A 26,360-nucleotide genomic window follows, 5' to 3' on the forward strand; every position below is an offset into this window, starting at 1 on the left:
AATTAAAACTCCATTTCTTTATTAACAAATTCTATAATTTCTTCAACTGTCATTCTTTTTTGTTCCATAGTATCTCTATCTCTGATAGTAACGGTATTATCTTCTAGAGTATCAAAATCTATCGTTACACAATATGGAGTTCCTGCTTCGTCTTCTCTTCTGTATCTCTTACCAATTGAACCAGCATCATCAAAATGAGTCATGAAATTCTTAGCTAATTCGTTATAAACTTCCATTGCCTTATCATTTAATTTTTTAGTTAAAGGAAGAACTGCAACTTTATATGCCGCTAATGCAGGATGAATCTTTAAAACAGTTCTTGTAGAATTGTCTTCTAATTGCTCTTCTTCATAAGCATCACACAAGAAAGATAAAAACATTCTGTCTACACCTACAGATGGTTCTATACAATATGGAGTGTATTTTTCATTTGTAGTTGGATCCATATATTCTAGCTTTTCTCCAGAACCTTCGCTGTGTTTTGACAAATCGTAATCAGTTCTGTCTGCAATTCCCCATAATTCTCCCCATCCAAATGGGAATAGATATTCAAAGTCTGTTGTAGCTTTTGAGTAGAATGATAGTTCTTCTTGTTCGTGATCTCTAAGTCTTAAGTTTTCTTCTTTCATTCCCAAATTCAATAAGAATTCTTTACAGAAATTTCTCCAATATTCGAACCATTCCAAATCAGTTCCTGGTTCACAGAAGAATTCTAATTCCATTTGTTCAAATTCTCTTGTTCTGAAAATAAAGTTACCTGGAGTGATTTCGTTTCTGAATGATTTACCGATTTGACCAATTCCAAAAGGAATTTTCTTTCTTGAAGTTCTTTGAACATTCTTAAAATTCACAAAAATACCTTGTGCAGTTTCCGGTCTCAAATAAATTTCTGATTTGTTATCTTCAGTAACACCTTGGAAAGTTTTGAACATCAAATTGAATTTTCTGATATCTGTAAAATTGTGTTTACCACACTCTGGACATTTTATGTTTTCTTTTTCAATAATATCCAATAATTCTTGTTCTGATTTTCCATCTAATCCAGTTATTTCTTCATTTTTTTCATCCATGAAATAGTCTTCAATTAATTTATCAGCTCTAAATCTAGATTTACATTCTTTACAGTCGATTAATGGGTCTGAGAATCCACCAACATGACCAGATACTACCCAAGTTTGAGGATTCATAAGGATAGCTGCATCCAAACCAACATTGTAAGGGCTTTGTTGGATAAATTTTTTCCACCAAGCTCTTTTTATATTATTTTTGATTTCAACACCTAATGAACCGTAGTCCCAAGTATTTGATAATCCTCCATAGATTTCACTACCAGGAAATATTATTCCCCTTGATTTACATAAGCTTACTATTTTCTCCATAGTTTTTTCTTCGTTTTTCATAAAACCCTCCATTTTTTTGAATAATAAAAAATCCCCGAAGTAAAACTTCAGGGACGAAATGTATTTTCCGCGGTTCCACCCTAATTATGATAAAACATCACTCTTAGAATTATTAGCTCCAGACTGCCGTTATAACTTGTTAATTTTCACCACACATTAACTCTCTGTAATTGTTATATTATTTATCTTTCTTCGCTTTTCAATATTCATATAAATTATATCATAAATTTACAAAAATGTTAATTGACTGTCTGATAAATTTTCCATATCTAAGTTAATAAAATTATCCAACAAAAACTCGTGAATTTCTTTTGAATTTTCTCCGTGCAAATATGTTTGTTCAAAAGATTGCGGCAATATAATTGGCATTCTAGTATGAATTTCAGCTATTAATCCTTTTGCTTCTGTGGTAAGCATACTCACATGTCTTATAGTTGTTTCTTGACTTTTGTATTCTCTGAAAATACCTGCGATAGAAAATATTTGTTGATTCGCAACAGTTAATCTATACTTATCCTTGTTTTTCTGATGCCACTCAAAAAAAGCAGTTGCAGGAATCAAGCATCTTCTGCATTCGAAATCTTCCTTGAAAAACTTTGAAGTATAAATCTTTTCAATTCTAGAATTTATTATAGATTTTTTCATAAAATCAACATCTATTCCCCACCTCATATAATCAAATTCGTCACATAAAGTTAAAATTTGTTGACCAGGAAATACTTCTGTTTTCGGATTAAATTTTGTGATTTGTTTTTTATTGTATCTTTTCAATAAATCAAGTTTACTTATATTCAGTTCAAATCTAGAACACAAATATATCACCTCTTTTATATTTGTAAAAAGCCAGATGAGTTACTTTTCATCTGACTTAATAATTTGCTTTTTGTATTTAATTTGTAAAATTATTCCTGCAATTACAATTGCAATACTCACTAATTGACTCACTCTTAATGCTCCAATGTACAAGCTATCAGTTCTGAGTCCTTCTACAAAAAACCTCAATATTCCGTATAAAATCATGTACAAACTTGTTATTTGTCCATCGAATTTTTTCTTGTTTTTAAATATATACACCAATAATAAAAATATTATAAAATCTCCCAGTGATTCATATAAGAATGTAGGATGAACTTTTACACCATCTATTGTAATTGCCCAAGGAAGATTAGTTGGAGTACCATAGGCTTCTTTGTTAATAAAATTACCCCATCTACCAATTGCTTGTCCCAATGCAATCGCAGGCATAAAAATATCCAGCAACTTCAAAAATTTAAGATTTTTCTTTTTACAAATAACGTAACAAGTAATAACTGCGGCAATTATTCCTCCATAAATCGCTAATCCACCACCGCGAATATCGATGATTTCTCCTAAATTTTTAGAATAATAATCCCATTCGAATATCACATAATATGCCCTCGCTCCTACAATTGCAAGAGGAAGTGCCCAAACTAAAATGTCCAATATGGTATTTTCTGAAATATTTTCTAATTTGGCTAACTTTACAGCTACTACATAGCCCAAAATTACCCCTAAAGTAATCAATATTCCATACCACATTATATCTATTCCCAAAATAGAAAAAGCTACCCTGTCCATTTTTATTCGTTATCCCAGTTATGACTTACTTGTTGAACGTCATCACTATCTTCCAGATTATCGATTAATTTTTCCATTTTATCTACATTTGATTCGTCGTTAATTTTAACGTAATTTGATGGTTCATAAACCAAATCAGATTTTACGAATTTATATCCCTTATCTAACAAAGTATCTCTTACTTGCGCAAAATCTTCCATTGCTGTGTTGATTACAAAAATTCCATCATCAGCTTCAAAATCTTCTGCTCCAGCATCTAAACTGTCCATCATTACTTCTTCTTCATCCAAAGATTCTGCGTCAATTAATAATATACCTTTTCTTTGGAACATAAATGATACAGAACCATTTTGTCCAAGATTTCCACCAAATTTATCAAAATAATGTCTTACATCTGAAGCAGTTCTATTTCTATTGTCTGTCAAACATTCAACTATAACTGCAACTCCTTCTGGACCATATCCTTCGTATACTATGTTTTCATAGTTTGCAGAATCTCCGTCGCCACTCGCTTTTTTAATTGCTCTGTCTATGTTATCGTTAGGCATATTTTCAGCACGAGCTTTTTCTATAACAGATTTTAAGCTAGGATTGTATTCAGGATCAGCTCCACCTTCTCTAACAGCAACAGTTATCGCTCTTGCCATTTTTGTGAATACTTTACCTCTTCTAGCATCTTCACTACCCTTTTTGTTTTTTATTTTGCTCCATTTATTATGTCCTGACATAAAATCACATCCTTAATATTTATTTCTATCGAACTCAAATGATTTCGCAAATTTTCTTTTATGTTCGCTTTGTTTAATTTTTTTATCAATCAAATTTTTAGACTTAGTTTCAGAATTATTCATCAAATAATTATCTAGCTCTTCGTAAGTAAATCCAAACTCATCTTCATCTGTTTGACCTTCCCACAAACCAGCGCTAGGTTTTTTATTAATAATTACATCTGGAACGCCCAAAACTTTTGCCATCTCAAAAATTTCTGTTTTGTATAAATTCAAAAGTGGCATAAGATCAGCTCCACTGTCGCCGTATTTTGTAAAATATCCAGTCATAAATTCGGAACGATTTGATCCAGATAATACCATATATCCATTATTTTGTGCATAATAGTACAACGTCAACATTCTAAGTCTTGGCTTAATATTTGATACTGCCATTTCTACAGAAGTTTTTTCAAAAGTTTGTATCAATGCATCAAAACCATCATTCAAATCGACTTTTTTACAATTCAAATCAATCGCTTCTGCTAATATTCTAGCATCTTCTTCATCTTTTAGATTGCTTTTTATCGGCATAATCAAACCTAGGGCGTTATCTCCAAAAGCTTTTTTGCACAAACACGCTAATACAGCGCTGTCGATTCCACCGCTAATTCCAAAAACCGCTCCTTTTAAATTAGCTGATTCGACTTCTTCTTTTATCCATTTTGTTATATCTTCACATAATTTTGCGTAATTCATTTTAATCCACCTTCAAATTTTATCACAATTTACATCATTTTAAAATATTAACTTACCATTTAAAGATGATTGGTAAGTAAATTCAATCATTGTAAACTTTATGTTATCGCTTGTTAAATCAATTAACTTATTTTCTATTTCTTCGTATTTATCTTCATCTAATAAAATATCAAAAACAACTTTGTCTGAATATTGCTTGTCAGCTACGTAAATATCATTATTCACCAAAAAATTTTCAATACTTCCAACATTGGTGTAGTCAAATTCTATCTGAAAATTTCTAAATATTTTCTTATCTACAATAACCGACTCATTCAAACACTCACTAGAAGCTTTTGTGTATGCTCTTATAAGACCACCAGCTCCAAGTTTAATTCCGCCGTAGTATCTTGTAACAACCACACAAACATTAGTCAAATCTTCTTTTTTAATTACTTCAAGGATTGGAATACCTGCTGTTTGGGAAGGCTCACCATCATCGTCAAATCTCTGAATTAATTTGTCCTCTCCAATGATATATGCAGAGCAATTATGAGTTGCATCATGATATTTTGTTTTTATACTATCCACAAAATCCAAAGCTTCTTCTTCTGATTCCACAAACTTACAATTTCCGATAAATTCTGATTTGTTGATTACAAAAGAAAAAGGTACGCTTTTGTGAATACTTCTATAATTTTTCATATATAAATTCCTCGTATTTTTCTATCTCTGATTCAGAAATCTCAACCTTAAGACGTACATCTTCATTGTTGTATGACACATCTTCACATTTAAAATTTTGTAAAATTGTGTTCAGAACGTCCTGATGATCGTAGTCAAATCTCATTTTAACACATTTGTAATTGCCATATAATTCTTCTTGAATTTTGTACAATAACATTTCTATGTCTTCATCGTTAAAAGCTGATATCTTAACTTTATTTTCCAAATTATACGGGAAAATCACGTTAGGATGTTTATCAGATTTATTAAATACCGTAACCATTGGTTTGTCCAATACTTTTAATTCTTTTAATATATCCATCGTTGTAGTGATTTGATTATCTAAATCATAACTTGAAGAATCTAATATAAATAAAATCAAGTCAGAATGTTTCAAATCCAACAACGTTGACTTAAATGCTTCGATTAAATCTGTTGGAATATCTTTAATAAATCCAACGGTATCTATTACAAGGCATTGTTTTTTATTTGGTAATGTACATTTTCTCAAAGTAGTGTCCAGTGTTTTAAATAGTAAATCCTCTGTTTCAAACTCTTCCGTGTACTTATCTTTATAGAAATTCACCAATTTGTTGGACAAAGTAGACTTACCAGCATTTGTGTATCCAACCATACTCACCATTTTTATATCTGATTTTAGTCTTTGTTTTCTCATGTTTTCTTGACTTTTATCAATACTTTTTAATTCTCGTTTTATATTGTCAATTTTCTTTTGGATAGTTCTTCTATCTACTTCAAGTTTTGTTTCCCCAGGACCCCTAGTTCCAATCCCACCACCAGTTCTGGATAAGTGATCTCTGAATCCAATTAATCTTGGAAGTCTGTATTTGTATTCTGCAAGTTCAACTTGTAGCACACTTTGTTTTGTTTTAGCTCGACTGGCAAATATATCCAGTATGAGATTAGTTTTGTCGACAATTTTAAGCCCCGTTATATCTTCCAAGTTTTTTATATTTGAACCGGATAATTCAACATTGAAAATCAAAGTGGTTGCTCCCAGTTTTTCTGCAGCATCTTTGATTTCCTGACATTTTCCTTTTCCTATATAATATTTTGAATCGATGAAGTTTTTTCGAACTTCAGATACAGCACACACTTCGCCACCAGAAGATTCGATTAAACTTTCCATTTCCTTTATATCTTCATCGTTTATTTTATTGTTTTTAAATTCAAAGTAAACTAAAATTGTTTTTTCTTTCATTGTTGCTCCTTTATTCATATTATATAATAACTTAACTTTAAATAAAATGCACAACGAAATTCAAGAATATATATTGCATCTGCACTTTGTGGTATAATAGTGTATATACATTTTATGGAGGAATTTATGAATAAAGATAAAAATATAATATTGAAATCCATAAAAATTTTAATATTATGTTTGATTTGTATATTTGCATTTATAGGTGGATTAATCGGAGTAGCTGGAGTTCGAGCTATGCAATTAGCTCCAAAGGTTAATCCAGAGGAAATCAATAATATGATGAATCAAACATCAGAAATTTTGGATCAGGATGGAAATTTAATCGAGAAAATCAAAACCACTGAATATAGAGAGGTTGTTAAATTAGATAAGATACCAAAATACATGATGGATGCTTTCACATCTGTGGAAGATGAAAGATTTTACAAACACAACGGTGTGGATCCTATCGGTATCACATCAGCTATTTTTGATAATTTAAAATCTGGTTCTATGAAACGTGGAGCGAGTACATTAGCTCAACAATTAGCTCGTAATTTGTACTTAACGAATGAAAGGTCATTTGATAGAAAATTCAAAGAAGCTTATTTGGCAATGGAATTGACAAACTACTTAGGCAGAGAAAAATTATTGGAAACATATATGAATACTGTTTTCTTGGGACAAAATGCTTACGGAGTTCAAGCTGCCGCCGAAATTTACTTCAAAAAAAACATAGATGAATTAACTTTATCAGAATGCGCTACCCTTGCAGGAATCGTGAAGAGTCCTACTAACTTAGCATTATACAAGGCGATTGAACCAGGTCAAGTAAAAGATCAGTCAAAAATCGTCGGAGAAGTTACTTTAAGTGGTGAAACATACAAAGCTGTCTACAATCAACAAACTATCGACAGAAGAGATTACGTTCTTAAAAAAATGCTAGATAACAATAAAATCACAAAAGAAGAATACGACAAAGCTCTTCAAGAAAACATCGCAGCTAATATAAAACCAGGAATTAAAAACGTAAATAACCTGTCAAACTACTATTCAGATATTATCTACGAACAAGTTATTGCAAAACTTATCGAAAAAGGATACTCACAACAAGAAGCTAAAAGCAAACTAATCAATGGTGGACTAAAGATATATTCATGTGTTGATATGAATATGCAAAGTAATTTGGAAAAATTATACGATAAAAAAGTCGATGATATTATCGCAGATGGTTCATCAGCAAATTTATTAAAATGGTCTAGCGATGATTCTAGAAATATTACAAACGTATTAAATGAAGTTATATATTTCAGAAAGAAAAATATAATAAACGAGAATGATGAGTTCTTTATTTCACCAGAACAATACACTAAAAACCCAGATGGTTCTGTCACTTTTAATTATTCAAAATCAATCAAAGTAAAACAATATGGAAACTATTTGGATTTGAAGGATTATTACTCAGTAAACGATAGTAATAATTTGGTTACTCACAAAATTTCTTCTATTAATATTGGTAGCAAGAATTTGACTACTGATAGTGATGGTAATATTACAATCTCAAGTCAATACATTAAAGACAATCCTAACTTAATAAAATACGATGAAAACAATAATTTGGTTTTCACGAAAGATTTTTACACAATAAATGAAGATGGTATTAAACAACCACAATCATCAAGTGTTGTGGTCGATAAATCAACAGGACAAATCAAAGCTTTGGTTGGTGGAAGATATTCTAATAATAAAGATACAACTAATAGAGCATCAGATATTCCTAGACAAGTTGGTTCAAGTATGAAACCATTAGGTGTTTACACTCCAGCTTTGGATAATGGATACTCAGCTGCATCAGGATTAGATGATTTGCCACACTATAACGAAAAACACGAATTGTGGCCTCAAAACTGGTATAAAGGTTATGAAGGGCTGGTTTCTCTTAGATATGCTGTAGAAAATTCAATTAACGTTACTGCAGTAAAAGTTTTAGAAGATATTGGAATTGAAAAATCAAAAAGTTATTTAGAAAAATTTGGATTAATTAATGCAAAAAATCCTAAAGCTGATAACTATATTAGTGCCGCTGAAAATACTTCTGAAAATGATGAAAACACATCAGCAATGGCACTTGGTTCATTAACTAAAGGATTTACTCCTGTTGAAATGGCGGGAGCATATAATGCTATTAATAACAGTGGACAATACAGAGAGCCTATTTCATTTACAAAAGTTACTGATAGTTTGGGGAAAGTGATCATAGAAAATCCACAAAAGCAAAACGAAGTTGTAAGTCCTCAAATTGCATACATTATGAGAGACATACTAAGAACATCTACTGACTACAACTATTCCAAATATGCAAGGTTAGACGGTTTTGATATTGGTGGAAAAACAGGTACTACAAACGACTACCAAGATGTTTGGTTTGTTGGAATGAGTCCATATTATACTATTAGTACATGGCTAGGTTTTGACAATCAACAATTAAAAATGACTCAAATTAGCCAGAAAAAAGTTGTACAAATTTGGAGTGCAGTAAATAGATATACTTTAGAAGATAAAATTCCAATTAAATTTGAAGAACCAGATGGAATAGTAAGAGTTAAAGTTGATACTTTAGCAAATAAACTTCCAAGCAAATACAGTTGGAGAGATCCTCGAGGAATTGTAAAAGAAGAAGTCTACAAAGCAGGCACAGAACCAACTGAAGTTTCCGATTTGTATGAATCTAGGAGAATTGACGTTGTAGATGGAAAATTAGCAACAGACAAAACTCCTCCATGGGAATTAGGATGGGGAGTTTTCATAAAAAGAGACCCTCCTTACAAGCCATCAGAACATAACAATATAATTCCAAAAGACTGGAAATATAGTATGCCTGGTTATTCTGACAGAACAATCTTCAATATTTTTAAACCTAAGTACAAAGATCACGAAGACAAGGATGACAAGAACAAAGACGATAAAGAGGACAAAGACGATAAAGATAACGACAAGAAAGACGACGAAAAAGAAAACAATAGAAATAACAGAAATGGCAACAATAGAAAGCGAAACAATAACAATTCATCGGACAATAATGATAACTAACACTCGATTATAAAACTTTATAATCTTTATTCAAAAAACCACCTGATTAGAAAATATTTCCAATCAGGTGGTTTATCTTTTAAAACAAATAGATTTAATCAAAAAATAAGGTAATACTTTTACTTCATTATATTTGGTAACAATTTATTATCGAAGCTTATTATAATTATCTATTACAGATAATATATCGCATGGTGATTTTACAACTACGTCAGCAGAATTCAACAACATTTTTTCTGTTCCGACACCAGATAAAACACCTATTGAAAGTCCAGCGTGTTTTCCTAATTGCATATCTATGTCAGAGTCACCAACAACTGCAACTTCATTTATATCTAGAGAAAATTTTTTACAAAAAGCTTGTAACGCTTGTGGATTCGGCTTATTCAAATATCTATCTCCACTCCCTAAGAATTCAATATATTTTTCTAATTTAAGAATTTGAAAGCAAAACCTAGCTTGACGGTAATTATCTGCAGTAATTACACCGATTTTTATTCCATCATTTTTTAATTTATTGAATAATCCGTCTAAATCACAGGTCTCCTTAATCATGTTAGAATGACTTTTTAAATATTCAGAAAAAAATTCTTCCATATTTTCATAAATTTCATCCTCAGAATTTAAAATATACATACTAATCACTTCAAATAATTCATCCATCGTCCCTGACGCTAGAATACTATTTTCTCTAATTGTCGAATCACTTTTTATTCCGATTTTTTCTCTTATATCTTCTTTTACTTCTTCAGATAATGAATATTCATTGAATAGTGCTTCAACAGCACATCGCCATATATCTGAAAACTCCATCAACGTACCATCTTTATCAAATATTATCCCTCTAATTTTCATATTTTTTTACCATTAAGTCTTTCCAGTATTTCATACTTTGAGTTTTTTCATCTCGATTAAAGAATATCGGATTAGTAAACCCATACAAATTATCATCTTCGTCAGTTATATCAAGTCTAATCCAATGATATTTTAAATCTATTTCTTGATTCAATTTTGATACTAATCCTTTTTCTTTCAAAATTGTCTTTCCATCAACAATCCAATTATGGTATAGATCGAGATCATGAAATGTTTCGTTAGTTAGTTTGCTTTCTAAAAATACATTTCCCTCAAAAGAGTTATTTTCTCTATTCAATCCATGTGTATTAAGGTCAATAAAATCTTTTCTCGATACTACGACATTTCCTTGTACAAGAGCTTGTTTTAAATCATTCCAAGAATTACTTTTTGAATATAAATATGTTTTTGGATCTCCCAATATAGAAGGATATTCAGAATTTGCATATTTTTCATTTGGTCTTAAATGCGAATCACTACCTCCTATTCCCACAACCTTGTATCCATCATTCAGTAGACAATTCCATTTGTCTATTGCATCATTAGTTGCACTTATGGATGTTTTATATGTTGGATCATTAATTATTTCCAAGATTTTAACATATTCAAGTGGCAAATCCCCTAGCAAAAAATCCCAAGGAGGCATGAATGGATGATTTATTGATACTATAGAGTATTTCTCAGCCTTCTTAATTATTTCTATAAGTGAAGTTTTATTCTCTATCTCAAATATAGAATGTTCTTCAAACGGATTTTTTTCTGAAAACAATAAGTTAATATGACCATAACTTGATGTAATCTCAACACCTGGATATATAAATACATCATCAGAATTGGGCCATTTATAATGAAAAATATTATGGTCTGTTGGAATAAAAAAATCAAGATTCTGTTTTTTAGCTATATCATTATTTTCTTCTCTAGTCATTTTACCGTCTGAAAATATAGTATGTGTATGAAAATCACCTGCATACCATTTCATTTCATCAAATATGGTATGTTCAGATATTTTTGGTCGTTCAATTAAACTTATTTCTTTTAATTTATGGTTAAATTCATCCTCTTCTTTTACTAGTATACTTACTATATTAGACTCAACCTCTCCATAAATTGCGTATTCTATTGTCCATTCACCTTGAAAAGTTTCACTTGATTTTAGTGTTTTGCAACAAGGAGAAGTATAATCGCTTATTGTAGATATGCATCTTGTGCCATCTTTTGAATTAGTAACAATCTGTCCATACAAATTCTTGTCCGGTCCAAATAAATACATAAATAATAAATTTTTATTGTTTTTCCAACTTATCGATATCGTGGTTACATTACATTTTATAATGAAAGTAATTTTATCATATTTTTTTTTGAGATTTGTTTCTAAGAAATTATTCATATCATTATTAAACAGTAATCTATCTTTCATTAGTTATCTCCAAAAATTATCATATTTAAATTTCTATTCGAACAATCTATTTATTAATCTTATCTAGTGCTTCTTGAGCTACTTTTTGAGCTTCATCCAATGCTTGCTTTGTTGGAATATTTTGTAACTCAATTTTATCTGCTGCAATACTCAAAGCATCAGTAATCTTTCCTTTTGTTGGATCAATAAATACTGGTGTAGCTTTAAGTGCTTGTTGATATGGGACAATTGCATAAGGATTTTTTTTGTAAAAGCTTTGTAATACTCATCCTCCATAGCGCTTTTTCTAACTGGAATGTATCCTGTTTTCATTGACCATTTTGCAGAAATTTTTGGACTAGTAAAGTATGATATCCATTCAAATGCAGCTTGTTGTTGTTCTTTAGAAGCTGCTTGTGGTACAACTAAATAATGTCCTCCAGCTTGTGGCTTTCCGGGCTTTCCATTCAATCCTGGTTGAGGACATGATCCAACAATTTTAAAATCCAAATCACCTTTGTCCCCTGAAGATCCTGTATAACTCATAGCTTGTCCGCCCATCACATTATCAATTGTTCTGTACCAGTATTCCCATCCTTGTCCTCCGGATTCTATCTTTGCAGTTTTGTTTTCAAAAATTTGTTTTCTAATAAAATCCCAAGATTCAATCCATTCAGGTGAATTTATTGTAACTTTTTTTCCATCTTCACTAAGGATTGATCCTCCATTGCTCAAAGCTATATCGATAAGATTATCAGCACCCCACATTGGAAGATGTCCCCATTTTGTAACACCTTTTTTTTGTATTTCTTTAGATGCTTCATATACTTTTTCCCAAGAAGAATAAGCATCTTCTGGCTTAATGCCCGCTTTATTTAATAAATCTTTTCTATAATACATTACTTGTGTTGTTCCATATGCAGGTATCGCATAAATTTTACCATTAATCTTTGCCGGTTTCATTAGTACATCAAGATAATCAGATTCTGGTGTCTTATCATTCATAAATGTAGATAAATCTACAGCTATTTGTGATTCAGCCATTTCAGAAATCTTACTTCCTATAAAAACTGCTGGTGGTTGTTTGGCAGCTATAGCAGCTTGAACTTTTTGATACGTTTCGTTGTAATCGGCTTGTTGTACCCCTACAACCTTTACTTTATCTTGTGATGCATTAAAATCTGCAATAATTGATTCCATTGTCTGACCTGCAACAGACCCTAATCCATACCAAAATTGAATTTCAACCTTTTCCTTTTTGCTGCTATCTTCTGATGCAACATTAGAACCACTGCTATTTTCATTTTGTGCTTTTTTAGCAGATTCTGAACAACCTGTAAGCATTAATATACCACAAAGTATCATTAATAAAATTTTTCTTAATTTTCTCATTTTTTCCTCCTAAATTTTTATCCTTTTATCCCGCTATCGCTTATTCCTTCAATAAACCACTTCTTTAAAATTAAAAATAAAATTAATAGTGGTAATACTGATATAGTGTTTGCAGCCATCAACATCGGTAAATTCTGTGTGAAATTTCCCTTTGAATTAAAGAAAATATTTAATCCTACACTTATAAGATAATTTTTCTTACTGTTTGTTATTAGTGATGGCCACATATAGTTATTATACATAACAACAAACTGTATCAAGGCTGTTGTTAATATTGTAGATTTAGAAAGTGGAACCATAACTTTCCATAGTATTTGCCAATTATTTGCTCCATCCATTTCAGCTGCTTCTATCATTTCTTTAGGTACAGAAGAAAAAGTTTGGTAAACCATATATATCGTAAACACACTTGCCACATTAGAAATAATAATTCCTGGTATTGTATCAATTAAATTCATCTTTGCAAGGATAACATAACTCGGAACATATGTCGCTGCTGCTGGAAGCATATATGTCAAGAGAATAGATCCAAACAAAATCTTTTTACCTTTGAAATCAAACTTCGATAAACCATATCCCATCAAAATCCCAAGCAATAGTTGTAAAACAACTATTGCAAATGCCGTTATAATACTATTAATTATATAAAGATCGAATGGTGCTTTTTCTAACGCACCTATGAAATTTCTAAAATCTAATACTTCAGGAAACAGGTTTAATGGTTGTTGAATAATTTTATTTGCTGTTTTAAAAGAATTTGTAGCCATCCATAATAGAGGAAAAAAAGCTAATATACTTACAAACGCTAATAATAATAAATTGATTATTTTTTTTATTTTATTCATTTTAGCTCCTATTTTACTAGTTTCTTTTGCATATAGAACATGATACTAGCTAGTATTCCTGTGATAATTACCATTATTATTGCAATAGTTGTAGCTTTGCCCATATTAAATTGTTCAAATGCCATCTGATAAAATAAGTATAATAATGTTCTAGTTGATCCAGCTGGACCTCCTCTAGTTAGTACAGAAATCTGATCATAAGCCTGAATTGAATTTATCAGACTTATGATTCCTAGAAACAATGTCGTCTTTATTGTCAGTGGAAAATAAATATATTTAATTTTTTGGAGTGAGTTTGCTCCTTCCAAATTACAAACTTCAAATAAATCTTTTGGTATTTTACTTATTGCATCTGAGTAATACAGCATCGCCCATCCAGCTGTTTTCCAAACAGTAACTATCATAACAGCTATAAGCGCATATTTAGAATCCATTAGCCAATTTGGACCATTAATTCCCAAAAATTTTAAACAATAATTAATTAATCCAACACTAGGCCTGAACATCCAACTCCATACAATACTCATTGCAACCATTGGAGTAATCCATGGCGAAAATAAAAATCCTTGAAAAATATCTTTTCCTTTTTTTACTTTCTCGATTATCAGGGCCATTAGAAAACCAAATATTAATGTCGGGCATACTGTTCCAAAACCAAATAAAATTGTATTCTTTAAAGCTTGCCAAAATTCTGAACTTTTAAGTATCTCTGAATAATTTTTTAAACCAATTATATTAAATTTTGGACTGATATAATCCCAGTCGGTAAAACTTATCATAAAAGAAATAATCATTGGAATGAACCAGAAAACCAATAATGGTAATAATGGAATAAGTATATATATTATGAAGTTAGGAACATTCAAACTATTTCTTTTAATGTCTTTTATTTTTCTATTATTATCTTGATGCTTTGTTACACTTTTTACATTGTCCATATTAATCCTCCAAAAATAATCTCATTTCTGTTTTTGGATCAAAAAACAATAATTTATTTGCATCAAATAAAATGTTTAATTCGTCCTTATCTTTTATATATCTATTAGCATCTGTATTTATAGTAATCTTATTTCCATATAACTCAGCGTGAATATTATAATCAGCACCAAGCAATTCTATTAACTTCACCGGAACCTTAATTCCTGAATCATTATTAGAAATTTTGATGTTCTCGGGTCTAATTCCTAATACAACATCTTTAACAGAATCATGGTTAACATCGCATATATAATTACTTGATTCATCATAGAATTTCGCGTCTTCAATTTTCCCTTTTATAAAATTCATCGGTGGAGACCCTAAAAATCCCCCGACGAACATATTATTAGGATTAGAGTAAAGTTCTTCCGGCGTCCCGACTTGTTGAATAATCCCATCTTTTAAACAAACAATTCGACTTGCCATGGTCATTGCTTCTGTTTGATCATGTGTTACATAAATAACTGTAGAACCTAAATTTTGTTGTAATTCTACTAATTCTTTTCTCATGTGAATTCTTAACTTTGCATCCAAATTTGACAAAGGTTCATCCATTAAAAATATTTCAGATTCTTTTACTATTGCTCTCCCTAATGCAACTCTTTGACGTTGACCACCAGATAACTCAATAGGTTTTCTTTTAAGAAAAGGTGTCAAACTCAACATTTCCGCTGTTTTTCGAATGCTCTTATCTCTTGTATTTTTGTCAACACCTCTGATTTTTAAACCAAATCCGATATTGTCATAAACATTTAAATGAGGATATAATGCATAGTTTTGAAATACCATGGCCGTTCCTCTATCCTTAGGAGCAACATCGTTCATTCTTTTTCCATTAATAAATAAATCACCTTCAGATATATCTTCCAATCCAGCAATCATTCTGAGTGTAGTAGATTTTCCACAACCACTAGGCCCGACAAAAACTATGAACTCTTTATCTTCTATCTCTAAATTAAAGTCGGTAACCGCAGATTTATTGCTATTTTCATATCTTTTGTAAATATTTCTTAGAGAAATTTTGCTCATTTAACCTCCTTATTATGTGTTTTTCACAATTTTATATTTGTTTTTGTTGTTTTGTTTTTGTTTATCTTTGTTTTCTAATCTTATAATAATCTTTAGGTATTAAATAATATTAATGTATTGGTAAAATATACGTAAATAAGCCAAAATAAAAACATAAAAATTATTTTTAATATGCTATAATAAAAATGAGGTGAAAATTTTATAATACTATGCTAAAAAATGATAGATTAAATAAAATATTACGAGATTTAAACAAACATGGTAGCATCACAGTCCAAAATTTATCGAAAAATTTTAATGTTACTCCTGAAACTATACGCCGTGATCTAGAAACATTAGAAAATGAAAATAAATTAAAAAGAGTTTATGGAGGTGCTATTTTAATTGACGAAAATATTCCAGAATTTGATTTGATTACAAGAAAAACAATCAACATTGAAAAAAAAATAAATTTAGCTACTATAACTACTGACTTTGTTAAAGAAGGTTCTATGATAGCTCTAGACGACAGTACGACAAATGTAGAAATATCCAAATCATTAATAAAACAATTTAATAATATCTCATGTATAACGAACTCTCTGTCAATAGCACAAATATTAGCTACTAATCCTTCTATCAAAATATTACTTGCTTCTGGAAGACTTAATAATAAAGATTTATTTACATACGGATTATCAGCAATAAATTTTATCAAAATGTACCATCCAGATATATTTTTTATGAGTGCAAGTGGAATAAATTTGAAACACGGAATTATGGATTATGGATTTGATCAATATGATATAAAAACTACAATGAAGCAGGTCTCCTCAAAAACATTTTGTGTAGCTGATAGTACAAAATTTGGAAATACAGCAACTATTAGAGTTTGTAATTTTAATGAAGTTGATGGAATTATTACCGACCAGAATTTAGATTCTCAAATTAAAGAGAATTTCTCGGAATTGGGAATAAATCTTTTTTATCCGGAAAATAATTAATATTAATTGAAGTTATATTAAAATAATCCCCGCTATAATAAATAAATTAAAGCGGGGTCAATATGGATAATGTAATTTTGTATTCTATTTTACTTTATTCTTTTTAGTAACTTTAAAATTAATCTCATAAATAAATTTATCATCATCTATCGAAATTTTACTTGTTCCTCCAAGCAATTCAATCAGATTCTTCGCAATATACAAACCTAGTCCACTTCCTTCTGAATGGCGTGACCTTTCTCCTCTGACAAATTGACCCATTAATTCTTCTGCACTCACTTCAATTTTATTCTTCGATATATTCGAAAATTTAAGTATTATTGTGTCATCTTGTACATCGCATTCTCCATAAACTTTAGTATCAGGTTTAGAATATTTTACGATATTACTAAAAATATTTTCTATTACTCGAGATAGCTTTGCCCCATCTGTCATCATTAAAACAGTTTTTCTCTTATCATTATATACAAAATCAAGCCCTAATTTTTCAAAATCAGAATCAAATTGACCGTAAACTTGTAATACTAATTCATTTAATTCTACAACTTCCATTTCAATATCAATATTTCCCGTTCCAGTTTTAGAAGCATAAATTAAATCTATTACCATTGTTTTCAATCTTTTAGCGTTATATTCTAGAATTTCTATATATCGTTTCTTTTCTGATTCATCAGTTTCGTGATTCAGCAAATCTACGTAATTTATAATTGATGTCAGTGGAGTTTTAATGTCATGAGAAATATTCGTAATTAATTCTGTCTTCATTCTTTCAGAATTGATTTTATCTTGCATTGTATTGATAACTGAATCATGTAGATGATTAATCAAATACACAGAATCTTTGTAAATCTCATCGTCTATAAATACATCAATATCTTTTCCAGAATACATTGCTTCAACCTTTTTATTCAATAGAATTTTACCTAAGTTATTAATCAAAATAGAAATGTAAATCTTCGCTAATATAGCACCTATAAATATAATCCCAAATAAATTTCTATTAGTAACCATAATTGTAGCCATTGTATACATCAGAAATATTAACGTAAGTAATGATTCAACGTAAATATTGTAATATTTCCCTTTAAAATTACTTATAAATTGATATATCAAAAAAGCATTCTTTTTCTTTTTATAAATAGTCCTAAGTATTTTAACTAATGAATAAAAAAAAGCAAGCATTGCATATATTAACGTGATAACGACTGAAAAATTAAACACATCAATTATATTTTCAATAAAAAACGCCACCGTAAATACAAGAATAAAACCAAAACTAAAATACAGCAATAAATCTACTAACTGTTTTTCAACATAACCATCAATAGAACTAAAACTTTTTTTAATCCAATTTATCATTAAATGTCCTCTATCTTGTATCCCATTCCATATACAGATTTAATAAGATCAGGTCTTCTAGGATTGATTTCTACTTTTTCTCTAAGTCTTGAAACATGAACAGATACTATTTTTTTTACATCGTATGGAGGAGCTTCCCAAACATGTTCGTAAATTTCTTCAGATGTAAATACTATTCCTTTGTTTTTTAGTAACAGTAAAATAATCCCATACTCATAAGGCGTTAATTTGATTTCTTCCCCATCAATCAAAACTTGTTTTTTGTCATCATTTATCGTCAATCTTCCTGCTGAAAATACATTTCCATCTAAAGATTTGTCTTTATTAAGTTCTAATCTTCTTAAACAAGATTTTATTCTGGCTAATAATTCCACCGCATCAAAAGGTTTAGTAATATAATCATCAGCTCCTAAATTTAATCCCATTACTTTATCATTTAATTCACTTTTTGCAGACAAAATAATGATTGGTGCATTGGAAACTTCTCTAATTCTCTGTGTTAATTCCAATCCATCCATACCTTCCATCATTATATCAACTAAAAACAAATCTATTTTATTTTGATCCATTAATTTCAAAGCATCAAAACCATTATACGCTTTTAATACATTGTAATTACCAGACTTTAAATATATCTCTATGGCTTTAACTATGTCTTTTTCATCATCGACAACCATTATATTGTACATAAAAATCACCTTCTTAACCTTTATTATACACTAAAAATCAGAAGGTGATTATTACAAAAATTTAACGATTCAATTTTGAAGCCAAATATTGACCTGTATAAGAGTTTTTCTTAGTAATTAATTTTTCTGGAGTACCTTGGAAGATAACTTCTCCTCCACCATTTCCTCCTTCAGGACCCAAATCTATAATATAATCTGCAACTTTAATCACATCTAGATTATGTTCAATGACTATAACTGTGTTTCCTTGATCAACAAGTCTTTGCAAAACTTCGATTAATTTATCAATATCTGCTGAATGAAGACCTGTAGTTGGTTCATCTAAAATATATACAGTTTTTCCGGTACTCTTTTTAGACAACTCACTAGCTAGCTTTACTCTTTGTGCTTCTCCACCAGATAATTCAGTTGAAGATTGTCCCAATTTAATATAACCTAGACCAACATCTTGTAGTGTTTGCAATTTGTTTTTAATTGGTGGGAAATTCCTAAAGAATTCCAACGCTTCATCAATCGTCATGTCCAATACGTCAGCGATATTTTTCCCTTTGTATTTTACTTGCAAAGTTTCTCTATTGTATCTTTTTCCTTTGCAGACATCACATGGAACATAAACATCTGGCAAGAAATGCATCTCTACTTTAATAGTTCCATCACCTTTACAAGCTTCACATCTTCCACCTTTTACATTGAATGAAAATCTTCCTTTTTGATATCCCCTCATATTAGCTTCTGGAGTAGATGCGAATAAATCCCTAATCAAATCAAATACTTTCGTATAAGTAGCTGGATTACTTCTTGGGGTTCTTCCAATTGGTGATTGGTCAATTTGCACCACTTTATCCAAGTTTTCAATACCAGTTGCTGTTTTAAATTTCCCATTTTTCATTTTCGCATTATTCAGATCTCTAGCTAATTTTTTGTACACAATTTCATTGACCAATGAAGACTTTCCTGAACCAGATACTCCAGTCACACAATTGAAACACGATAGTGCAAACTTAGCATTTATATTTTTTAAATTATTTTCTTTGCAACCTTTAAATTCCAAATATCCATTCGGCTTTCTTCTTTGTTCAGGAACTGGAATTGATAGTTCTCCTGATAAATACTTACCAGTAATTGACCTTTTTTCTTTTATAATATCATCAATACTTCCACATGCTACAATTTCACCACCATGAACTCCAGCGCCTGGCCCAATATCTACAAGGTAATCACATTCTTTCATTGTATCTTCATCGTGTTCAACCACTACCAATGTATTACCGATATCTGTTAAATTTCTAAGTGCTTTTATTAATTTATCATTGTCTCGTTGGTGAAGTCCAATAGATGGTTCATCCAATACATAAACTACTCCTACTAATGCAGATCCTATTTGAGTGGCCAATCTTATTCTTTGAGATTCTCCACCAGATAAAGTCGACGCAGATCTATCTAAAGTTAAATAATCAAGACCAACATCGTTCAAAAATTGAAGTCTGCTGATAATTTCCTTCAATATTTCATATCCAATAAATTTCTTGGACTCTTCCAATTCCAAATCTTTGAACCATTGAAGAGAATCTTTTACAGGCATTTGACAAATTTCGTAAATATTTTTTTCATTTATGCGAACTGACAAATATTCACCTTTTAATCTAGCTCCATAACAATAATCACATTCTACATCTGTCATGTACTCTCCTATTTTTTGATGCATTGAATCAGTCGTGCTTCTGTGGTATCTTTCCTCTAAGTTTTTCAAAACTCCTTCGAATTTTCCATTGAATTTTTTTCTTCCAGAAAAATGACTATCAAAAACAAACGATAGATTTTTTCTGGATCCGTTCAAAATCTCATCCATCATTTTCTTTGGAGCCTCCTTGATTGGTTTATCCAAAGGAAAATCATAAGAATCTGCAATAGCTTTTATTATCTCGAAATAATATCCACCTGGCTTTGACGATTGATAAGGATCTATCGCCCCTTGTAAAATAGATAATTCTTTATTAGGAATCACCAAATCTTCATCAACTTTTTTATGGAAACCAAGTCCATTACAATGTGGACACATTCCAAATGGATTGTTAAAAGAAAAGTCTCTCGGTTCTAATTCTTGATACGAAATATGTCCATCTGGGCAACTCATAGAAGTGCTATATGAAATCACTTCTTTGCCAATTACATCGACTTTTACATTATTTTCAGACAATCTAAGAGCTGTTTCTATGGAATCGGTAAGTCTTGAATCAATTCCTTCTTTTATGATAATTCTGTCGACAATTACATCAATATCGTGTTTTTTGTTTTTATCTAATTCTATATCATCGGCTAATTCAACTTGTTCACCATCAACAATAGCTCTAATAAAACCATCTTTTCTTAAATTTTGTAAAAGTTTTTTGAATTCACCTTTTTTGCCCTTGACAACAGGACTTAAAATTTGTATTCGAGAACGTTCCCCTAATTCCTTAACACTATCTACGATTTGATCTACTGTCTGGCTGACAATTTCTTTACCACAGACAGGACAATATGCCTTACCCACTCTTGCATAAAGCAGTCTAAAATAATCGTATATCTCCGTGACAGTTCCCACGGTAGAACGTGGGTTATTATTAGTTGTCTTTTGGTCTATCGAAATTGACGGTGATAATCCTTCAATGTATTCGACATCAGGTTTATCCATTTGTCCTAAAAATTGGCGTGCATAAGAACTTAAAGATTCTACATATCTTCGTTGTCCTTCTGCATATATAGTATCAAATGCCAAAGAAGATTTCCCTGAACCACTTAATCCTGTGAACACTACCATTTTATTCCTAGGAATAGTAAGGTCTACATTTTTTAGGTTATTTTCTTTAGCACCTTTAATAATAATTTTATCTTTACTCATTTTGCTCCTTTAGTAAGTGTTTTTCAAATTCCTGATTTGATCTCTAAGCGTAGCTGCCCTTTCAAAATCCAACTCTTCTGCAGCTTTTAACATTTCTGTATTCAAATTTTCAATAATAACTTCTATTTCGTCCTTTGAAAATTCCGTAACTTTATTAACATCATAACTTTCATTTTCTTCTGCCACGAAAGTATTTTGGATTCTTTTTCTAACAGATTTATTAATAGTAGTTGGAATAATGTTGTGTTCTTCGTTGTATTCTTCTTGTATTTCTCTACGCCTATTAGTTTCTGTGATAGCCACATCCATCGACTTAGTAATCGTATCTGCGTACATTATAACGTGACCATTTGAGTTTCTAGCAGCTCTACCTATAGTTTGTATAAGAGAAGTCTCTGAACGTAGGAAACCTTCCTTATCAGCATCCAAAATCGCAATCAGAGAAACTTCTGGTAAATCCAATCCTTCTCTCAGAAGGTTAATTCCTACAAGTACATCGTATTTTCCTTCTCGCAAATCTCTGATTATTTCCATTCTTTCAATAGTATCAATATCTGAATGCAAATAAGTTACCTTTATTTCCAGGTCTTCAAGATATCTAGTCAAATCTTCACTCATCTTTTTAGTAAGGGTAGTAATCAAAACACGTTCGCCTTTTTCGATAGTCTTGTTGATTTCACTAACCAAATCATCGATTTGTCCTTTAGTTTGACGAACTTCGATTTTTGGATCTAACAATCCAGTAGGTCTTATAATTTGTTCAACTACTTCATTAGTTTTTGCTTTTTCATATTTTCCTGGAGTTGCAGATACATAAATAACTTGATTCATCATAGATTCAAATTCACTAAATTTCAAAGGACGATTGTCCAGTGCAGATGGTAGCCTGAATCCATAATCCACTAAACTTGTTTTTCTCGATCTGTCTCCCTCATACATTCCTCCTATTTGCGGAACAGTAACGTGCGATTCATCAATCATAGTCACGAAATCTTTCGGAAAATAGTCGATTAAAGTGTATGGTCTACTACCAGGTTTTCTTTGTGACATGTGTCTTGAATAGTTTTCAATACCGGTACAAAATCCCATTTCTTTTAGCATTTCGATATCGTATCTTGTTCTTTGCTCCAATCTTTGAGCTTCCAACAATTTATTATTATCTTTAAAATATTTTAAACGATCTTCTAGTTCTTCCTCTATAGTCACGATAGCTTTTTCAACCTTTTTTTGCGTAGTAGCATAGTGACTAGCAGGATAGATTGCCACGTGATTTCTCTCACCTACGATTTCTCCAGTCAAAGCATCTATTTCTGTTATTCTATCTATTTCGTCTCCAAAAAATTCAATACGAACACTTTTTTCTCCACTAGATGCTGGGAAAATATCCAAGCTGTCTCCCCTTACTCTGAATGTTCCTCTAGTAAAATTAATATCATTTCTAACATATTGAATGTCTATCAATTTTTTCATAACTTCAGTTCTATCTTTTTCCATTCCTGGACGCAAAGATATTACCAAGTTTTCGTAATCAATTGGGTCACCCAAGCCATAAATACATGAAACAGAAGACACGATTATAACATCTCTTCTTTCGAACAAACTCATAGTAGCGCTGTGACGAAGTTTATCCAGTTCCTCATTAATGCTGGAATCTTTTTCGATATAAGTATCAGATTGAACAACATAAGCCTCTGGTTGATAATAATCATAGTACGACACGAAAAATTCTACTGCATTTTCCGGGAAAAATTCTCTAAACTCACTAGCTAATTGATATGCCAAAGTTTTGTTGTGAGCTATAACCAAAGTAGGTCGTTGAACTTTTTGAATAATATTCGCCATCGTAAAAGTTTTACCTGAACCAGTAACCCCTTTTAAAATTTGATGATTTTTTCCATTTTCCAAGCCATTTGCAAGCTTATCTATAGCTTGTGGTTGATCACCTGTAGGCTTGAATTTTGAATGTAATTTAAATTCCATAACTCACCCCTTGAACATATGTTTTACTTTAATATTATATATCATCTTAGTTTTTAATTCAATAAATCACAAATATATAAAAAAATCAGAATTTATGCAATTTATGATTTTAAATATAAAAAACTAGGCTATAAAGCCTAGTTAAAAATTTTATTAAAGATCTTCTTCATTAATTATTTTTTCATTGAAACCATCTTTGTAATCATCGTTTTTAACGATGTGTCTATTGAAAATTTTATCAATAGCAACAGAGATTGCTGTATCTCCTGAAATATTTGCTGCAGTTCCAAATGAATCTTGTGTCAAATAAAGTGTTATCAACAAAGATGCTAATTCACCTTCTGAAGGAATTCCAACAACAGGTAAGAATGGTAAAGCACTCATTACTGCTCCACCTGGAGCTCCTGGTGCAGCAACCATTGCTACTCCAAGGATTGCCATGTATCTTAGCATTAAAATGTAAGAATGATTCATGCCATACATTGTCAAAATTGTAAAAGTACAAGCCGTAATTGTTATCATTGAACCTGGCATGTGAACTGTCGCTCCTAATGGAATTACAAAATCCCTTATACTTTTACTTACGGAATTTTGTTTAGCACATTCTAAGTTTACTGGAATTGTAGCTACTGATGATTGAGTTCCAATTGCTGTCAAATATCCTTTAAGTTGATTTTTGATTAGCTTTATAGGGTTTTTCTTAGTATATAATCCACTGATTACAAATAATATCGATATGTATACTAAGTGAAGTGCGATAACACATAAGAATATCTTCCAGAAAATTGAAAGAACTGCAAATACAGATCCTGTAAACGCCATTTTGGAGAAGTTACCAAAAATAAACAATGGTAATAATGGTACAATTGCTGTCGACAGTACTTTTGTAATTATGTCGTTAAATTCTCCAATCAATCCATAACAAAATTCTCCTTTATTATGTTTTCTTAACCATGAGATAGAAATACCCATCATAAAAGCAAAAATAATTGCAGATGTTACATCAAAGAATGGTTTAATTGGTATTTCGAAAAATGGATCTAATGCTATTTTGCTAGATGCTTGTATTTTCGAAACTTGATCTGGACTTATAAATGCTGGGAAAATATTAGAACTCATAACATATGATAATGATCCCCCTATAAGAGTTGATACATAAGCAATAACAACTGTCACTAATAATAATTTTCCAGCCCCTTCACCTAAATCCGCAATTCCTTTTGTTACAAAGGCGATAATCATAAGTGGTATAACGAAATTCAAGAATGCGCCGAACATTGATGAAAATGTTACAGCTGTTTTTACAAACCATTGTGGCATATACAAACCTGCTAGAGTACCTAAGCCTATCGCGATTAATAATTTTGGTATTAATCCTATTTTTTTCTTTTTAGTCTTACTCATTTTCTTTAAATCACTCCTTATTCTAAAATAGTATTCATAAGTAAAAACTTATTTCATTTTTAACCCAATTTATTTTACAATATAAACAGAAATAATTCAAGTAATTCAATAGATTTTTAACAAATATATTCAAATTTTTTTATAATCTTAGCTTTATTTTGTTTTAGATTCATAAATAGTGTTTTTAATATTGTAATATTTTATTAAATAATCACTCTTTGTAGCTCAAAAATTAGATTCCTTAAATACCATCCTCATTTTACATATATAATTATTATTAAATCAGTTTTTCTCTTTCTGTAAAACTTTACTAAAGCTATACTGAACTCTCAATCTAACTTAGGGTATTCTTCTTACCAAATAAAAATCATCCCCCGGCGTAGCCGGGGGTTTTTCTCATGCGGCCCAAAGGGCCTGTATTACCAGCCACGCCTCAATGGCGTTGGTTAGTCCGCCACTTGCAACTTCTACTTGCTACCCTTTAAAAGGGTCAACTACATCAAATGTTAGTTGTTCACTTAACTGGTCTTGTTTTAATTGGTTTTGGATATATTCTTGGATTGCTTTTGCATTTTTACCTGCTGTGTCTACATAATATCCTCTACACCAAAACTGTCTTCCTCTGTATTTATATTTTAAGCTTCCCCATCTTTCATATATCATTATGCTACTCTTTCCTTTTAAAAATCCCATAAAACTTGATACTGATAGTTTCGGTGGTATTTCTACTAACATATGAATATGATCTGGGCATACTTCAGCTTCTATTATGTTTACTTCTTTCCAGCTACATAATTCTCGAAGTATTTGTCCTATTTCTAATCTTTTGCTTCCGTAAAATTCTTTTCTCCTATATTTCGGTGCAAATACTATATGGTATTTACAGTTCCATTTTGTATGTGATAAACTATGTTTGTCATTTATTGATGACATTTTCTTACCTCCTTGATATTTTTTATTGCAGTTGGCGAACTACAATTTAATTATATATCATAGGAGGTTTTTTTTTGGTTTTTCATCGCTAAAGCTATACTGAACCCCCAGTCTATAAGGTGACCCCAAAAAGTTGGACTTTATACCAGAGACATTTAGAAATATTTGT

Annotated in this window: 21 protein-coding genes; 2 read left to right on the forward strand and 19 right to left on the reverse strand. The window is 30.7% G+C overall.

The features are described 5' to 3' along the window. Positions 1–2 precede the first annotated feature (2 nt). The 7 genes from ACLUJM_RS05465 to hflX all read right to left on the reverse strand — a co-directional run bounded on the left by ACLUJM_RS05465 (position 3) and on the right by hflX (position 6,392). The gene (locus tag ACLUJM_RS05465; protein ID WP_094208699.1) at positions 3–1,400 is read right to left on the reverse strand and encodes a glycine--tRNA ligase; all 1,398 of its coding nucleotides are present in this window, start codon (positions 1,398–1,400) and stop codon (positions 3–5) included. Positions 1,401–1,628: 228 nt separating this feature from the next. Beyond that, positions 1,629–2,222, reverse strand: a complete 594-nt coding sequence (locus tag ACLUJM_RS05470; protein ID WP_412412398.1) for an SOS response-associated peptidase — start codon at positions 2,220–2,222, stop codon at positions 1,629–1,631. Positions 2,223–2,252: 30 nt separating this feature from the next. Continuing rightward, positions 2,253–2,999 (reverse strand): prolipoprotein diacylglyceryl transferase, encoded by a 747-nt coding sequence (gene lgt / locus ACLUJM_RS05475; RefSeq protein WP_412412399.1) that lies wholly within the window; start codon positions 2,997–2,999, stop codon positions 2,253–2,255. Positions 3,000–3,001: 2 nt separating this feature from the next. Then, positions 3,002–3,727, reverse strand: a complete 726-nt coding sequence (locus ACLUJM_RS05480; protein WP_094208702.1) for a YebC/PmpR family DNA-binding transcriptional regulator — start codon at positions 3,725–3,727, stop codon at positions 3,002–3,004. A 12-nt stretch (positions 3,728–3,739) separates the two neighbouring features. After that, the gene (gene nadE, locus ACLUJM_RS05485) at positions 3,740–4,465 is read right to left on the reverse strand and encodes an NAD(+) synthase (protein ID WP_412412400.1); all 726 of its coding nucleotides are present in this window, start codon (positions 4,463–4,465) and stop codon (positions 3,740–3,742) included. 39 nt (positions 4,466–4,504) lie between these two features. Then, positions 4,505–5,149, reverse strand: coding sequence for a YigZ family protein (locus tag ACLUJM_RS05490; RefSeq protein WP_412412401.1), 645 nt, complete (start codon positions 5,147–5,149; stop codon positions 4,505–4,507). Beyond that, complete coding sequence (gene hflX / locus ACLUJM_RS05495) at positions 5,136–6,392, reverse strand: GTPase HflX (protein ID WP_412412402.1); 1,257 nt, start codon at positions 6,390–6,392, stop codon at positions 5,136–5,138. The genes ACLUJM_RS05490 and hflX overlap by 14 nt, the downstream gene beginning before the upstream one ends. Before the next feature lie 126 nt (positions 6,393–6,518). Between hflX and ACLUJM_RS05500 the strand changes: the two genes are divergently transcribed. Further along, positions 6,519–9,464, forward strand: a complete 2,946-nt coding sequence (locus tag ACLUJM_RS05500) for a penicillin-binding protein 1A (protein WP_412412403.1) — start codon at positions 6,519–6,521, stop codon at positions 9,462–9,464. A gap of 147 nt (positions 9,465–9,611) precedes the next feature. Here the strand turns inward: ACLUJM_RS05500 and ACLUJM_RS05505 are convergent, their stop codons facing one another. The 6 genes from ACLUJM_RS05505 to ACLUJM_RS05530 form a co-directional block, all read right to left on the reverse strand. Beyond that, positions 9,612–10,319 carry an HAD family hydrolase gene (locus ACLUJM_RS05505; RefSeq protein WP_412412404.1) on the reverse strand — a complete coding sequence of 236 codons (708 nt, stop codon included), beginning with the start codon at positions 10,317–10,319 and terminating at the stop codon, positions 9,612–9,614. Beyond that, entirely contained in the window at positions 10,309–11,739 is a 1,431-nt protein-coding gene (locus tag ACLUJM_RS05510; protein ID WP_412412405.1) for a CehA/McbA family metallohydrolase, read from the reverse strand. Before ACLUJM_RS05510 ends, ACLUJM_RS05505 begins: the two co-directional genes overlap by 11 nt. A 150-nt stretch (positions 11,740–11,889) precedes the next feature. Beyond that, positions 11,890–13,110 carry an ABC transporter substrate-binding protein gene (locus tag ACLUJM_RS05515; RefSeq protein ID WP_412412406.1) on the reverse strand — a complete coding sequence of 407 codons (1,221 nt, stop codon included), beginning with the start codon at positions 13,108–13,110 and terminating at the stop codon, positions 11,890–11,892. A 17-nt stretch (positions 13,111–13,127) separates the two neighbouring features. Beyond that, the gene (locus ACLUJM_RS05520; protein ID WP_094208709.1) at positions 13,128–13,955 is read right to left on the reverse strand and encodes a carbohydrate ABC transporter permease; all 828 of its coding nucleotides are present in this window, start codon (positions 13,953–13,955) and stop codon (positions 13,128–13,130) included. Between the two features lie 8 nt (positions 13,956–13,963). After that, positions 13,964–14,893, reverse strand: coding sequence for a carbohydrate ABC transporter permease (locus ACLUJM_RS05525; protein ID WP_294685862.1), 930 nt, complete (start codon positions 14,891–14,893; stop codon positions 13,964–13,966). A gap of 1 nt (position 14,894) precedes the next feature. Next, positions 14,895–15,962: an ABC transporter ATP-binding protein gene (locus ACLUJM_RS05530; RefSeq protein WP_412412407.1), complete on the reverse strand. Its 1,068-nt coding sequence runs from the start codon at positions 15,960–15,962 to the stop codon at positions 14,895–14,897. Between the two features lie 209 nt (positions 15,963–16,171). Here ACLUJM_RS05530 and ACLUJM_RS05535 point away from each other — a divergent pair, with 209 nt between their 5' ends. Beyond that, positions 16,172–16,945 carry a DeoR/GlpR family DNA-binding transcription regulator gene (locus ACLUJM_RS05535; RefSeq protein WP_094205804.1) on the forward strand — a complete coding sequence of 258 codons (774 nt, stop codon included), beginning with the start codon at positions 16,172–16,174 and terminating at the stop codon, positions 16,943–16,945. Positions 16,946–17,029: 84 nt separating this feature from the next. On the opposite strand, the gene ACLUJM_RS05540 is transcribed toward ACLUJM_RS05535, so the two are convergent. The 6 genes from ACLUJM_RS05540 to tnpA form a co-directional block, all read right to left on the reverse strand. Further along, the gene (locus tag ACLUJM_RS05540) at positions 17,030–18,304 is read right to left on the reverse strand and encodes a sensor histidine kinase (RefSeq protein WP_412412408.1); all 1,275 of its coding nucleotides are present in this window, start codon (positions 18,302–18,304) and stop codon (positions 17,030–17,032) included. Next, a complete protein-coding gene (locus ACLUJM_RS05545) occupies positions 18,304–18,993 on the reverse strand; it encodes a response regulator transcription factor (protein WP_412412409.1) in 690 nt (229 codons plus the stop codon). The genes ACLUJM_RS05540 and ACLUJM_RS05545 overlap by 1 nt, the downstream gene beginning before the upstream one ends. A gap of 61 nt (positions 18,994–19,054) precedes the next feature. Next, complete coding sequence (gene uvrA / locus ACLUJM_RS05550; protein ID WP_412412410.1) at positions 19,055–21,874, reverse strand: excinuclease ABC subunit UvrA; 2,820 nt, start codon at positions 21,872–21,874, stop codon at positions 19,055–19,057. Between the two features lie 9 nt (positions 21,875–21,883). Beyond that, positions 21,884–23,854, reverse strand: coding sequence for an excinuclease ABC subunit UvrB (uvrB, locus tag ACLUJM_RS05555; protein WP_294685857.1), 1,971 nt, complete (start codon positions 23,852–23,854; stop codon positions 21,884–21,886). Between the two features lie 153 nt (positions 23,855–24,007). Then, positions 24,008–25,258 carry a dicarboxylate/amino acid:cation symporter gene (locus ACLUJM_RS05560; protein ID WP_412412411.1) on the reverse strand — a complete coding sequence of 417 codons (1,251 nt, stop codon included), beginning with the start codon at positions 25,256–25,258 and terminating at the stop codon, positions 24,008–24,010. A 474-nt stretch (positions 25,259–25,732) separates the two neighbouring features. Beyond that, complete coding sequence (gene tnpA, locus ACLUJM_RS05565) at positions 25,733–26,182, reverse strand: IS200/IS605 family transposase (RefSeq protein ID WP_110058007.1); 450 nt, start codon at positions 26,180–26,182, stop codon at positions 25,733–25,735. Positions 26,183–26,360 lie beyond the last annotated feature (178 nt).

The sequence above is a fragment of the Finegoldia sp. genome (assembly GCF_046991905.1).
Lineage (GTDB): Bacteria > Bacillota > Clostridia > Tissierellales > Peptoniphilaceae > Finegoldia.